Here is a 13,878-nt window from a genome sequence, read left to right as displayed (position 1 = left end):
GCAGATGCTCAAGATGAAGTGGATGTAGACAATGATTGCGATGTCAGCTGCCACAAGTCTATCCAGGAATTACTTGCAGGCGCACAAACTCCAACGACGGATTTAGATACAATCCCACTAATTCTTTATTGCGGTGACTGTCAACCGTTCGAAGGGTTTGGTACTCGCATCCGTACAAATGGTAACGGACCACAAATGCTTGACTGCTTTAACTCTTTCTTCTTCCGCGTAACTTCTGTGGATGATAACTGCTGCGCTAAACTTGAGCTGCTGGCTACACGCGGCGGCGAAGGCGATGGCACGCCTTGCGGTCAAATCCAGACTGGAGGATCCAGAAATGAATTCTTCAGGACTGGAATCTGCCTAACTGTAGACTTGGATTGCTTCTGCGCTGTCACTTGCCTAGATCCTGTAGCTGCATTACCACTTTCAAGCCTACCTGGAAGTGACTGATCACTGCAGTTAGAAAAATCAGGCTTACCGTAATTGGTAAGCCTATTTTTATAAACCAATCCTCTTAATGTCGACTAAATCCTCTTTCAGGATGCTTACACTTTTCTTTCTCGGGCTAATCGAATGTATAAACAATACTTCACCTTTCAATTCCATAAAATACCCCTTATATGATCTTTCTATGGTAATGAATTCATACTTAACCTTCGCGACTGATGCCGGGACAAGCTTTAAATGTTTGACCTTTTCTTCCAATGTATAGTCATTGAAATTCCTTTTCTTTGGAACATCCAGACTATCTGTTTCATGATTTACTTCTTCTCCAGATATTCCGTTTGTTTCAGTCACACCTTCATTTGTCTTTACACTATTTTCCTGTGTTTGTTGATCCTCATCAATCTCTGCACTATTTTTAAAAGTAAAATTCTTTTGCATATCGGGTTGCGGCAAATCAATATTTGGTTGATTGATGTAAAACAAAGGAGATTGCTTGCGACTCCGTTTCCTCCCCATATACAGCACCTCCATAACTTCGCTCACCCTATATGTATGCGGTAGCCTAGGATAGGTGCCGAAATCATGGTTAGAATTGTTAATAACAAGCTTCTAAAAGCATGATCATAAAATCGGTTGAGAAATAAACAAAGCCCGCTCATTGGCAGGCTTTGATTGATTATAAGATGTGAAATCCCGAATCAACATGGATATTTTCACCAGTAATCCCGCGAGACATATCACTGAACAGGAATACTGCTGTGTCACCGACTTCTTCAGGAGTTGTGTTGCGGCGAAGCGGAGCTCTTTCTTCGATTTCTTTTAAAATTGAATTAAAGTCACTTACACCTTTTGCAGATAGTGTACGGATTGGTCCGGCTGAAATTGAGTTCACGCGAATATTATCCTTCCCCAAGTCTGCTGCAAGGTAGCGGACGCTTGCATCAAGGGATGCTTTTGCTACTCCCATGACATTATAATTTGGAATCGCTCGTTCTCCTCCAAGATAAGTCAAAGTAACGATACTTCCGCCTTCTGACATTAGCTCCTTCGCTTCCTTGGCAACTGCAGTCAGTGAGTAAGCGCTGATATTATGGGCTAACAGGAAGCCATCTCGTGTTACATTCATATAGTCTCCCTGGAGTTCCTCTTTGTTCGCAAATGCGATACAGTGGGCAACACCAGAAATGGTGCCAACCGCTTCCTTGACCTCGCGGAAGCATTTCGCGACATCTTCATCGCTCGTAACGTCGCATGGCAATACTGAATAGTTTTCGTCCAATGACCCAGCGAGCTCACGTACACTTTTCTCCAGGCGCTCTCCCGCATACGTGAATATCAAATTCGCTCCCGCATTGTGAAGTGACTGTGCAATCCCCCAGGCAATGCTTCGTTTATTTGCAACACCCATTACTACATATGTTTTTCCGTTCAGTGAAAGAGTCATTTTTACTGTTCCCCCATTGTTAATACAAGTTATTAGTACCTAGTGCTAATTCTACACTATATTTTTTCATTTGAAAAGAAAAACCCGCCGAGAAGACGGGTTATGTTTCAAATTAGCACCAAAAACAGAATTCAAGCTCACGCTTTAGCTCATCTACATACTCTTTTGAGCCTGTCACAATCAAACGGTCATTCAGCCTCAACTCGGTATCACCATGAGGAACGATTGATTCATTCTCACGCAAGATACGGACAAAAATGACATCCCCTGTGAATGGGAAGCGTCTAAGGGTCATGCCGTCAAAGTGATCATTAAGCATTCTGATTTCATGCAGGGAATTTTCCTGGTTAGTCAGGATGGTCAAGACTCCAGGTGATTCAATCATCGCACGCAGCAGGGATTCAGTTGAACGCAGGACCGAGAAGACTTCGATTCCCTCTTCCTGTGCTTTTTCAGCAAGATCCGGACTTTCAATCCTGGCGATTACACGGTCGATTCCTTTTTCTTTCGCACTAACTGCAATTGTTGCATTCAAGTCAGGATCCCCGGTGGATATCACGATAATATCAGCTTCATATACCTCATGCTTTTCCAGGGTTCCAATCTCGTAATTTTCCATTTCAATGATTTCGAAAACTGAATCAGCAATCTGTTTTTCTGCTTTTTCCTGTTTTGTATGAAAAATAACTGGCTCATACAAGGAGGATTGCAGAGCTCGAGAGACAGGAAGCGTCATCTGATTGGCACCAATGAATGCCACCTTGACTTTAACTTCCTCTGCCTTTTCCTCCGGGAACAGCTTTTTAAATAAAATCGGTGTCAAAACACTCGAGATTACTGCAACCAATATCAATGTCCCGCTCATCTGCGGTGTAATCATTTCCATACGTTCACCGATTGTAGCGGCAGCAATAACCAATGAAAGTGTAGATGTCAGCAGGAACCCTGCTGCCAAAACTGTTTTTGTGTCATACCATTTTTTCAACAGATAGACCGGAACCAGTTTTGATAAAAATAATGCCAGGAGTAACAGCGGAATCAGCAATAGCAGCTTTTTCTCACTGAACAAAGACCAGATATCAAGATCCACACCAACCATAACGAAGAAAATCGGAATAAGAAAACCATAGCCGAATGAATCAAGCTTATGGACCATTTCCTGGTCTGGGGCTAGCAATGAAACAAGCACCCCTGCCAGGAATGCGCCAAGGATATTTTCGGCACCTACTGTTTCAGAGATGGCAACCAGAAGGATGATCAGCGCAAATACTGCACGAGTACCAATTTGCGTGGTTCCAGTGGATAGCGCATCGATGAAGGTCCTATTTTTGAAGACCCTCCCGATAAAATACAAGCCAACTCCTGCTGCAAACAATACTAGCAGCAGCCATGTATTTCCTTCTCCTCCGTCATAAATAGAGACAAAGACAGCAAGCAGGATCATTGTTGCCAAATCCGCGATAACCGCAACCAATAAGATTGTCTGCCCAATATTCGTCTTCATTAAATGGGCATCCTTCAAAGTAGGGACAACTACACCCAAAGAAATCGTCGAAATGATCAATGTCATCAAAAAGACGTTCTCAATGAAGCCAGCAAGTACAAATAAATAGGATAATCCCAGTGATACAATGAATATGCCAACAAAGATAATGGAGGCAACTACAAATGTATTTGGTTCCTTTTTATCATTTGCCTTCTTGTTATTGGTCTTCTTGTTTCCCGAAAAAGCTGAGAAATCGATTTCCAGTCCACTCAAGAACATCAGGAACAAGAAGCCTAATGTAGAAAGAGTTCCAAGCCAAGCATCTTCATGAACAATATTAAAGCCGCTTTTACCAATGATTAAACCCATGATGATTTCGGCCACGACTACTGGTATGAAATTCAATTTTAAACGGTGAAGTAAAATAGGTGTCAAAAATGCAACGATAATGACGATTACAAGCGAAGTAATCGAAGCATGATTTTCCATCCTCATCCCTCCTTTATTTAGTAAGATAACTCATGAATGTAGTAGCAATCCCGAAATAAACTAAGATACTAATTATGTCATTTATAGTAGTGATGAAAGGGCCGGAAGCAACAGCCGGGTCAATTTTCAACCTGTGCATGATCATGGGTATCAATGCACCAGCCAGTGTTGCTATGATCAATGTAATAAAAATAGATATACCTACTAAAATCCCCAGAAATAATTCCCCTTGCCAAAAATAAACAATGAAAGTGACCAGTATTCCGCAGATTGCTCCTGTTATAAGGCCTGTTCCTGCTTCCCTGAGAATAATGCTCCACTTGCTTTCTTTTTCAAGGTCACCTGTCGCAATTCCCCTGACAGCAACAGCCAGAGCCTGAGTCCCCGTATTCCCTGCCATTCCGGCAATCAACGGAATGAAAACAGCTAATATTGCAACTTTATTCAGGGTTTCCTCGAACCTTCCAATCAAGCTTGCTGTGAACATGCCCAAAAAGAGAAGGATGATTAGCCAAGGCAGCCTCTTTTTGGCAGCCGAAAGTGGGTTTCGGTCTACTGTATCAAGACCCGCGATACCAGCAAGTTTTGAATAGTCATCTGACGCCTCTTCTTCCATGACGTCCATGATGTCATCAACAGTGATAATACCAAGGAGATGGTTTTGAAAATCAACGACAGGAAGAGCGAGGAAATTGTAATCTCGCATCATCCGGGCAACTTCTTCCTGATCCTCTCCAACAGAAACGGAAACAACTCGGTCATTCATGATCTCAGCAATCATTGTTTCATCATCGGCAACTATAAGATCACGCAATGAGATAACACCAGCCAGCCTTTTATCTTCATCGACAACAAAGATATAATAAATAGTTTCAGCCTGGGGCGCTTCTTTTTTGAGTATATACATCGCCGACCTGACAGTCTGGTTGGCAGAAATCGCAATGAATTCTGTCGTCATGATACTACCGGCTGTGTATTCCTCATAATGCAGCAAGTCCTTGATTTCCTGTGCTGCCTCTACATCCATGATCGTCAAATAACTGACGACCTGGTCTTTATCAAGCTCATTCAGGACATCGACTGCGTCATCAGCATACATATTTGACAGCATATCTGCCGCATAATTAGGATTCATCTGGGCGAGTACATCTTTAAAGTCCTCTTCATCTGCTTCTAGATTCTCAAATAAATCGGCCATTTCTTCGGGAGATAGATAGTTATACACTTTCGCGCGCTCTTCATCATTAAGTTCCCCGAAAAAAGCTGCCTGGTCATAAGGATGCAACTCTAAAAATTCATCACGGAAATCATCGATTTTCTCAGAGTAAAGTGCTTCCATCAGCAGCTCTGTATTGATCTGCTGCTTAGATGCCGTTTCTTGCCGTTCTTCAGACATCCACCTTACCCCCTTTCTTCTATGTACATTCCATTATACTAGCATTTATTGATTTCTTTGTCTTTTATCTAGGCTCTTTTCGTAAACTTTGTTGCTTTCCCAACCCTTAATGCTTTTTACGTTCAGTAGTCTCCTCGAAAAGATCCTTGAAGACTTTATTAATGAGGTTGGAGAATCATGTACAAAAAGCAAAGCAGTCTTTATCTGCGCTATTTAGCGTAAACAAAGTGATGCTTTCTATTTGTAAGGTTCTTTCAGCCATTGCATTTAGTTTAAGGAATAGATCTCTTCTATTTAACATTCCCTTTTTCAATTTAAACTTTTCTTTTTTTCCACTTCGGGAAGAATAACAGAAAAAGGAGGACCAATAATGAACATAGATATCATTGGAGATATCCATGGCTGTTTTGACGAGTTAAAAGAACTCACGGTAAAATTAGGCTACGATTGGGCTTCCGGAGTCCCTATTCACCCTGGTGGCAGGCAGCTTGCTTTTATTGGGGATTTGACTGATCGAGGACCAAAATCTGTGAAAACAGCGGAACTGGTCTGGGAATTGGTCAGGGATAGGAAGATTTCTTACTATGTCCCAGGGAACCACTGCAATAAACTATACCGATACCTGCTAGGAAACAAAGTTCAAACGAAGCATGGCCTGGAAACAACTGTCTCCGAATTTTTAGCTTTAGAAAATGTACAAAGAGATTCTTTCCGGAATAAATTCATCGACTTATATGAGTCTTCTCCCCTGTACCATGTTCTCGACCATGGAAAGCTTGTGTTAGCACATGCAGGTATCCGTGAAGATTACATAGGCAAAGATAATTCTAAAGTAAAAACCTTTGTCCTTTACGGTGATATCACCGGCCAAAGTAATGCCGATGGAACACCAGAAAGGCGGGATTGGGCTAAGAATTATCAAGGAGATGCAATCATTGTTTATGGTCATACTCCTGTTAGAGAGCCAAGAGTCCTCAATAATACTTACAATATAGACACGGGAGCTGTATTCGGCGGAAAACTGACAGGCTTACGATATCCTGAAATGGAACTGGTATCTGTTCAATCCTCCATGCCTTTGGTACAAGAAAAATTTCGAGAGATAAAATAATACCCGTAAATGAAAAAAGCTAACCAAATTGGATGGTTAGCTTTTTTCAAGTTATTTACCAATGAACATTTGTGTCCAATAGTTCCCCTGGCTTGTATGCCCTACACCAATATGTGTGAAGTTAGGACTCAAAATGTTCTTCCTGTGACCTTCACTGTTCATCCATGCATTCACGACTTCCTCCGCACTTCGTTGACCCATTGCGATGTTCTCCCCTGCAGACTGGTAAGATACGCCGAAATCCCTCATCATATCAAACGGAGAACCATAAGTTGGGCTTGTATGTGAAAAATAATTCTTTGCCTTCATATCGTTTGATTTTTCCTGTGCGACATTGCTTAAGGCTGTATCAGGCTGCAGGTTGGGCAAACCATTTTTCCGACGATGTTCATTAGTCAGATCGATTACCCTTGCTTCAAAAGCACTGATTTCTGTTCCAGTTGGAGTTTGCTTTTGTTCTGGAGCTGGTGCAGCTTCCTCAGTTGGTGCTGGTGTCGCCTCCTGCTCAGGAGCAGGAGCGGCTTCAGGTGCGGGTGCTGGTGCTGCCTTCTGTTCAGGTGCAGGAGTAGTATCCTGTTGTGGTGATGGTGCAGCTCCCTGTCCTGGCGCCGGAGTTGCTCGTTGCTCTGGAGCAGGAGCAGCTTGTTCAGGTGCTGGAGTTGCTCGTTGCTCCGGAGTTGGTGCAGCTCCTTTGTTCAGTTCTGGCATTTTTACTCCAGTACGCCGTTGTAATTCCTCAATCATTTTATCCAGGTCAGCTCGTTGCCCTTCCGTCAGGGTCAATCTTCCTTGCCTGTTCATTTCTGTATGAGGAAATTTCCCACTTGGTATTCCCGTGCTGTAAGAGTTTGGATCAATTGTGATATACCCATCAGGCATTTGCAAGATTTCACTTGTTCCTGTCTGGCCCTTTTGATTTTTCTTTGGCTGGTTTGTGTTTCCTTTGGCTGCATTTATTTCTGCACGGCGCCTCTGTTGCTTTATTCTATTTGCGTCATTATCCCAATATCCTTCTTGCCCATTTCCAAGAGTGGTCATTCTATTGTCGCGTAAATCCATTGCTTCTTCATTATTGTTGTTGCAGGCTGCGAGACCTAATAACATAACAGTGGATACGGCAATTAATTTACCGTGCTTATATATATTCAACTGATGTTTCCTCCTTCAAATTTTTCATTTATTACTTCCTTATGATTTGACGTATTGCACGGAAATATATAATGAAAAATTTGAGAGAAATGGAACAAAAAGCGCAAGCCCCTCGTTCAGCGCGCTGGAGCTGGATTAAGAAAGCCATAATATTACGCAATAAAAAAGACCGGTCGCTTTTTATAACGATCTGCCTTTTTCAAGCACTGTATTCATATCCGTTGGAAGGCTTGCATTGAATTGCAATTCTTTGTGCGAAAAGGGGTGGATAAACCTTAGTTCGCAGCAATGCAAAGCTTGCCTTGATATCTTATTTTTATTTCCACCATATAAAGTATCTCCAAGCAGAGGATGTCCTGAATAATTCATATGAACTCTGATCTGATGTGTTCTGCCCGTCAATAGCCTTAGGTTGATATGGGTAAAACCTTCATATCTCTTAGCAACTTCAAATAATGTACAAGCATACTGACCATCGAGATGCACTTCACGTTCAATGATGCTGTCCTGTTTCCTGGCAATCGGTTGTTCGATACAACCTTCATCCACAACTATAATGCCTTCGACAAGTGCCACGTATTTTCGCTTAACACCGCCACTACGCTGCTGCTTGCTGAATAAATGATGGACATGGCTGTGCTTCGCAATCAATACTAGCCCGGAAGTATCCCTATCAAGTCTGGTGACAATATGGGTTGTTGCGGATAGGCCACTACGTTCATAATAACCGATAAGAGCGCTGGCCAGGCTGCCGTGTGGATGCTCCCTCGAAGGAATTGTATTCATTCCGGCAGGCTTATTGACTACCAGTAAGTGCTCATCCTCATAGATGATTTTAAGCGGGATCTCCTCCCCTTTCATCCCCTCAGAAGGAAGTTCAGATGGAAACTCCACTCTGATAAAATCCCCACTCTTCAGCATATATCTGACATTTACCTCCTGGCCGTTTACAGAAATAAAACCACCCTTGAACTTTATATCGGTAAGAGCTGACTTGGAGATTTCTTTCTCCTTGAGATATTCCCTAAGTATTTTACCTTGGTCAGCAGCCCCGGCTGTAAATTCCAGTGTGAAGTTATTTCCCATATCAGCGGCTCCTGTCTGCAATGTTTCTAATACCAATGTTTGTATGGCAAAAAACCATTTATAGATTGCGTTTTTGAGGTCTACAAATGATGACCAAAAAATTATTCTTGGACATTTTGTACGTGCCCTGCCTCGGAAATGTCCTTAAAGCACGGCTTACTAGACATTTTGTTCGCGAACTGCCTGCGAAACGTCCATTAAACCTTGTTTATTAGACATTTTGACCGCAGCTTGAACTCGAAACGTCCATTAAACCTCGTTTATTAGACATTTTAACCCCGACTTGACTACGAAACGTCCATTAAACCTCGTTTATTAGACATTTTGACTGCGACTTGACACCGAAATGTCCATTAAACCTTGTTTATTAGACATTTTGACCGCGGCTTAACCACGAAATGTCCATTAAACGTTGTTTATTAGACATTTTGAACGCGGCTTGAACTCGAAATGTCCATTAAATCAAATTACCTTCTTAATCGCTGTCTGAAATAAAGGAATCGTGTACCCTTTTCCAGAACGGGAATGGCCTGAAGCGGGCGAAACGGATTTTTTCATCTGCAACCCGGAATTGGATTGATTTAACGTCCTTATGCAGTAGTGTCAAATGATCAACCGTTACCTGGAAGTCAGGTCTATTAACCGGTTTTAGTGTACATGTATGATGGTCAGGAAGAATCAACGGCGATCCCACTGTCCTGAAGACACGATTGTTGATGGATGCCATTTCCGCAACCTGGATCGCCCTTAGTGACGGGTGCAGGATGGCACCGCCCAATGCTTTATTGTAGGCTGTACTTCCTGATGGCGTGGATACGCACAAACCATCTCCACGGAAGCGTTCAAAATGCTGGCCTCTGATTTCAACATCCATGACAAGGGTGCCCTCAACAGATTTGACGGTTGATTCATTAAGGGCAAGATACCTTGTTTCTCTGCCGCCATGCTGGTACCTGATGATTACCTCCAGCAGCGGATATTCAATCACCTGGTATGGTGTTTTGGCAACGGCAATGACCAGTTTTTCAATTTCTTCAGGAACCCAGTCGGCATAAAAGCCAAGGTGTCCGGTATGTACTCCAATAAATGCTGTTTTGTCCAGTCTGCTCGCGTATCGATGGAAGGCATACAAAAGCGTGCCGTCTCCCCCTACTGAGATACAAATATCAGGCTGGTCTTCATCATATTGTAAATCAAAGTCCAAAAGATATGTCCTCATTTTATGCATCAACGTATTGGACCTGGAATCCCCTTTTGAAGTGATCGCAAATTTCATGTAATCAAACACCCCTGCAATTCGGATTTAAACTATTTCTTCCCATCCTGCTGCATTTCTTTTTTCCTTGTAAAAAATGCCTGTGCATCCTGGATTTCGCCTCTGATTGTCGACATTTCTTCATCAAGCCGGAATGCGGCCTCGGCTGCTCGCTGGAGCCTGATTTTTATGTCCTCAGGAAAAAGTCCTTTGTATTTATAATTCAGCGAATGCTCCACTGTTGCCCAGAAATTCATCGCCAATGTTCTGATCTGGATTTCTGCCAGTATCTTTCTTTCACCGCGGATGGTCTGTACTGGATAACGAATCACGACATGATAGGAGCGGTAACCGCTCGCTTTCTTATGCGAGATATAATCCCTCTCCTCGACAATCTCAAAATCATTACGGCTTCTCAATAATTCAACGACTGTCTTGATGTCATCCACGAATTGGCACATGATCCTTAAGCCGGCAATATCCTGCATTTCAGATTCAAGCTTATCAAGTGAAATGCCTTTTTGATGCGCCTTATCAAGAATGCTCGCAATAGGCTTTACCCTTCCAGTGACGAATTCAATCGGGGAATGGTCGGAATGGAGCTCATATTGGCTCCTGATTCCTTTAAGCTTTACCTTCAATTCTTCCACAGCGTGCTTATAAGGTTCTAAAAATTGATCCCAGTGTTTCACATCAGTCACCTCATCCGGTTCTATTCACGAAAGCCTAAGCGGAGGGTGCGGCAAAAACCTGTTCCACTTTCGCGACCATTTCCTCTCCATAGTTGCTGTTGCCAATTATATTTTCAATCAAATATTCCATTTCACTATGGAAGCTATCCAGTTTAAGTTTGCCTCCATTATTTGTTAAGTAAGTTTCTAGTCCAGTCTGCAGACCTTCTTGAATGACATTCCAAGTACCTGCAGGTATGGTGACATACTGATATCCATCTTCTTTATCAATAATATAAATAAATGATAATTGATCGGAATCAACAAGCATTTGCCCGGTTGCGGCAAAATCCCCCAGATCTTTCTCTATGTCAGTAGAGAGTAGTAACTCATTATTTTCTATTTTTGCATCGATAATTAAAATTTTTTGACTCATTTCCTCAACCTCCATAATCTTTTTTATTTTATCATATCGAACCATTTTCTACTAAGGATTGAAGCAAACCTGATTTAACGAGATAATAAGAAAAGCTTAGCGGAAAGGGCGGATAAAGTGAGCCAGAATATCGAAATCGAATTTAAGAATATGCTGACAGAGGAAGAATTCCACTTCCTTGAAAAATACTTCAAAATAGAGCCAGAGCAATTCAAAAAACAAATTAATCATTATTTTGATACGAATTCCTTCTCCTTGAAAAACCATGGTTCTGCATTAAGGATCAGGGAAAAAGGGTCCAAGTTTGAAATGACTTTAAAACAACCTGCACTACAAGGGTTGCTAGAAACGAACCAAATGCTTACGACTGGCCAGGCAGAAGAAGCCTTATCATCAGGAAGACTGCCAGAAGGTGAAGTAAAAGACGCTGTCGTGAGATTAATCAATGATACAGAGTCATTACAATACTTCGGGTCGCTCACAACCGTGCGCGCCGAGGTTGAGTACAAAGAAGGATTGCTAGTTCTGGACCATAGTTACTATTTAAATACAGAAGATTATGAGCTAGAATATGAAGTGACGGATGAGTCAGAAGGCTATAAGGTTTTCTCTAAATTATTAGGAGAATTAAAAATCCCTCTTAGACCGACCGATAATAAAATTAAAAGATTTTACACTAAAAAATATAACCTTTTACAAGAATAGACCAGGCAGGAGAATCATGATGAATGTTGACCAGTTAAAAGTCATGCTTGAATTACAGGCGCTCCAAAACTTCAACCAGCCGAAAACCAGCCAATCTGGTAACAGCCTTTTTCAGGAAATGCTTTCCGGCATCCTCAGTGACCAAAGCAATGCTCTTGGTGCCACTGCAACAAGACTTGAAGAGTTATTTAACAACGCTCAAACTGCGGTTGACTCTTTCGATTTAGCCAAACCGAACATTGGACAAGTTCTGCCGCCTATTCAACTGACAAAAGTAGCGGCCAAAAGCCATGCTGATTTTGATGGGATCATTGATAAGGCTGCTACTATGTTCAATATTCCAGCCAAGCTCATTAAGTCTGTCATTCAAAAGGAATCGAACTTTAATCCAAATGCCGTGAGCCATGCCGGTGCTTCTGGGCTGATGCAATTGATGCCTGGGACAGCCAGGGGCCTGGGCGTTAAAAATGTATTTGATCCAGCGGAGAATATTCTTGCAGGAAGTAAATACCTTCGTCAAATGCTGGACAAGTATGACAATAATATAGAGCTTGCACTTGCAGCATATAATGCTGGACCAGGAAATGTAGACAAATATGGGGGAATCCCTCCATTTAAAGAAACGCAAAACTATGTACAGAAAGTCACGGATGTCTTTTACGGTTAAAGACACCTTCAAAAGGAGAATATTCCCATTGGTTTTGACCGCCTGTCAGTGGTAACAGGCGGCTTTTTTGTGTACATTAGTAAAGCAATCATTAAAAGAAAAGCGCAAAGCGCCTTGATCAGCCCCGACAAGCGTTGCCCGCCTTAAAGCGCCACGCCCTCCCAAAAGCTACCGCTTTCGGTCGTGCGATGAATTGCTTCGAAGCTTTCCTTATCCTGTGGCTGGCGGGTGTACCACATCGTGTGCCACGGAGTGCTGACCGATGAAGTCGCTCTTTGACTTCATTGGGCTGATCGAAACGACTTGAGGGGCTAGGCGCTGGAGCTGGACACCAATCCTTCGTTCAAAAATCTATATACTCTAAAAAGTTAAATCCGTTTTTAAAGAACTCAAGACGATTTGTTTGAGATATAAATTTAGCATTGCTACAATAAAAAGCATAACTATCAAAGCAGAATGAAATTTCTAAAATCTATTTTAAAGGAGTTATCAATATGGTTGAGAATAAGACCTTACCATTCGAAGCCATTGGCGAAGGGACACTTCACCGGCTGGTCGATGCTTTTTACCACCGCGTTGGAATGCATCCTGATCTTGCTCCTATATTCCCGGATGATTTAACAGAAACTGCACGAAAACAAAAGCAGTTCTTAACTCAATATTTAGGAGGCCCGCCCTTATATACCAATGAACATGGCCACCCAATGCTCCGCGCTCGACATTTGCCTTTTGAAATCACGCCAACTAGAGCGACAGCATGGCTTGCCTGTATGGCTGAGGCCATGGATGAAGTGGGACTTGAAGGATCTTTAAGGGAGGACTTTTACGCAAGGCTTTACCTGACCGCACAGCATATGATCAATACACCGGATGATGAAACTGGTGATAATACATGAAACTGAGTCGGGAAAACCTTTTGAGCTATGACCCATCAGAATTTTGCCATAGCTTGGATAAAAAACCTATCGAAATTTATATGTTTGTCGACCCGCTCTGTCCGGAATGCTGGGCACTCGAACCAATCATCAAAAAGCTCCAAATCGAATACGGGAAGTATTTTTCCATTCGCCATGTATTAAGCGGCAAACTTGCTACACTGAACATGAGCAGAAAGAAGCGTTACGAAACGATTGCAGAGCTTTGGGAAAAAACAGCAAGCAGAACTGGCATGTCTTGTGACGGATCGCTCTGGTTTGAAGACCCGGTGTCCTCCCCGTATTTAGCATCGATTGCCATAAAATCAGCCGAGCTTCAGGGGAGAAAGAAAGGCATCAGGTTCCTGCGCAAGCTTCAGGAAGTACTATTTCTTGAAAAACAGAATGTCTCGAACTTCGAAGTGCTAAAAAACTGTGCGAGGAGTGTCGGTTTAGACGTAGAGGAATTCGTAACCGATATCCATTCTGAAACAGCAGCAAAAGCATTTCAGTGCGATTTAAAAATAACGAATGAAATGGATGTACAGGAAATCCCGACTTTCGTCTTTTTTAACGCCAATGTTGAAGAGGAAGGCATTAAGATTACCGGTCTTTACCC

At 42.3% G+C, this 13,878-nt stretch carries 15 protein-coding genes; 6 read left to right on the top strand and 9 right to left on the bottom strand.

Annotated features, from left to right (window positions below):
• The coding region (locus ACH0QE_RS23640) for a CotY/CotZ family spore coat protein (protein WP_415802901.1) at window positions 1-453 on the top strand (453 nt) is incomplete at its 5' end.
• 48 nt (window positions 454-501) lie between these two features.
• On the opposite strand, the gene ACH0QE_RS23635 is transcribed toward ACH0QE_RS23640, so the two are convergent.
• The 4 genes from ACH0QE_RS23635 to mgtE all read right to left on the bottom strand — a co-directional run bounded on the left by ACH0QE_RS23635 (window position 502) and on the right by mgtE (window position 5,208).
• Entirely contained in the window at window positions 502-966 is a 465-nt protein-coding gene (locus ACH0QE_RS23635; protein WP_415802900.1) for a hypothetical protein, read from the bottom strand.
• Between the two features lie 160 nt (window positions 967-1,126).
• A complete protein-coding gene (fabI, locus tag ACH0QE_RS23630) occupies window positions 1,127-1,894 on the bottom strand; it encodes an enoyl-ACP reductase FabI (RefSeq protein ID WP_415802899.1) in 768 nt (255 codons plus the stop codon).
• A gap of 112 nt (window positions 1,895-2,006) precedes the next feature.
• Window positions 2,007-3,869, bottom strand: a complete 1,863-nt coding sequence (locus tag ACH0QE_RS23625; protein WP_415802898.1) for a monovalent cation:proton antiporter family protein — start codon at window positions 3,867-3,869, stop codon at window positions 2,007-2,009.
• A gap of 13 nt (window positions 3,870-3,882) precedes the next feature.
• Window positions 3,883-5,208, bottom strand: coding sequence for a magnesium transporter (gene mgtE, locus ACH0QE_RS23620; RefSeq protein WP_415802903.1), 1,326 nt, complete (start codon window positions 5,206-5,208; stop codon window positions 3,883-3,885).
• A gap of 427 nt (window positions 5,209-5,635) precedes the next feature.
• Here mgtE and prpE point away from each other — a divergent pair, with 427 nt between their 5' ends.
• The gene (prpE, locus tag ACH0QE_RS23615) at window positions 5,636-6,376 is read left to right on the top strand and encodes a bis(5'-nucleosyl)-tetraphosphatase PrpE (RefSeq protein WP_415802897.1); all 741 of its coding nucleotides are present in this window, start codon (window positions 5,636-5,638) and stop codon (window positions 6,374-6,376) included.
• A gap of 51 nt (window positions 6,377-6,427) precedes the next feature.
• Here the strand turns inward: prpE and ACH0QE_RS23610 are convergent, their stop codons facing one another.
• The 5 genes from ACH0QE_RS23610 to ACH0QE_RS23590 form a co-directional block, all read right to left on the bottom strand.
• Window positions 6,428-7,525, bottom strand: coding sequence for a CAP domain-containing protein (locus ACH0QE_RS23610; RefSeq protein WP_415802895.1), 1,098 nt, complete (start codon window positions 7,523-7,525; stop codon window positions 6,428-6,430).
• Between the two features lie 180 nt (window positions 7,526-7,705).
• Complete coding sequence (locus tag ACH0QE_RS23605; protein WP_415802893.1) at window positions 7,706-8,611, bottom strand: RluA family pseudouridine synthase; 906 nt, start codon at window positions 8,609-8,611, stop codon at window positions 7,706-7,708.
• 475 nt (window positions 8,612-9,086) lie between these two features.
• Window positions 9,087-9,887: an NAD kinase gene (locus ACH0QE_RS23600; protein ID WP_041968178.1), complete on the bottom strand. Its 801-nt coding sequence runs from the start codon at window positions 9,885-9,887 to the stop codon at window positions 9,087-9,089.
• 32 nt (window positions 9,888-9,919) lie between these two features.
• Window positions 9,920-10,558, bottom strand: coding sequence for a GTP pyrophosphokinase (locus tag ACH0QE_RS23595; RefSeq protein ID WP_192472293.1), 639 nt, complete (start codon window positions 10,556-10,558; stop codon window positions 9,920-9,922).
• Between the two features lie 34 nt (window positions 10,559-10,592).
• Window positions 10,593-10,973 carry a hypothetical protein gene (locus ACH0QE_RS23590; RefSeq protein WP_415802890.1) on the bottom strand — a complete coding sequence of 127 codons (381 nt, stop codon included), beginning with the start codon at window positions 10,971-10,973 and terminating at the stop codon, window positions 10,593-10,595.
• Window positions 10,974-11,090: 117 nt separating this feature from the next.
• Between ACH0QE_RS23590 and ACH0QE_RS23585 the strand changes: the two genes are divergently transcribed.
• The 4 genes from ACH0QE_RS23585 to ACH0QE_RS23570 all read left to right on the top strand — a co-directional run.
• Window positions 11,091-11,678 carry a CYTH domain-containing protein gene (locus ACH0QE_RS23585; protein ID WP_415802888.1) on the top strand — a complete coding sequence of 196 codons (588 nt, stop codon included), beginning with the start codon at window positions 11,091-11,093 and terminating at the stop codon, window positions 11,676-11,678.
• Between the two features lie 19 nt (window positions 11,679-11,697).
• Window positions 11,698-12,345 carry a lytic transglycosylase domain-containing protein gene (locus tag ACH0QE_RS23580; protein WP_415802902.1) on the top strand — a complete coding sequence of 216 codons (648 nt, stop codon included), beginning with the start codon at window positions 11,698-11,700 and terminating at the stop codon, window positions 12,343-12,345.
• 494 nt (window positions 12,346-12,839) lie between these two features.
• On the top strand, window positions 12,840-13,241 hold the full coding sequence (locus ACH0QE_RS23575) for a globin (RefSeq protein WP_415802887.1): 402 nt from the start codon (window positions 12,840-12,842) through the stop codon (window positions 13,239-13,241).
• Window positions 13,238-13,878: ClpXP adapter SpxH family protein (locus tag ACH0QE_RS23570; RefSeq protein WP_415802885.1), on the top strand; the 641-nt coding region annotated here is incomplete at its 3' end. The genes ACH0QE_RS23575 and ACH0QE_RS23570, both read left to right, overlap by 4 nt.

This window comes from Mesobacillus sp., from assembly GCF_047739415.1.
Classification (GTDB): Bacteria; Bacillota; Bacilli; order Bacillales; family Cytobacillaceae; genus Mesobacillus.
Note: the sequence above shows the minus strand (reverse complement) of the source record. Positions and strands in the feature narration are given on the sequence as shown.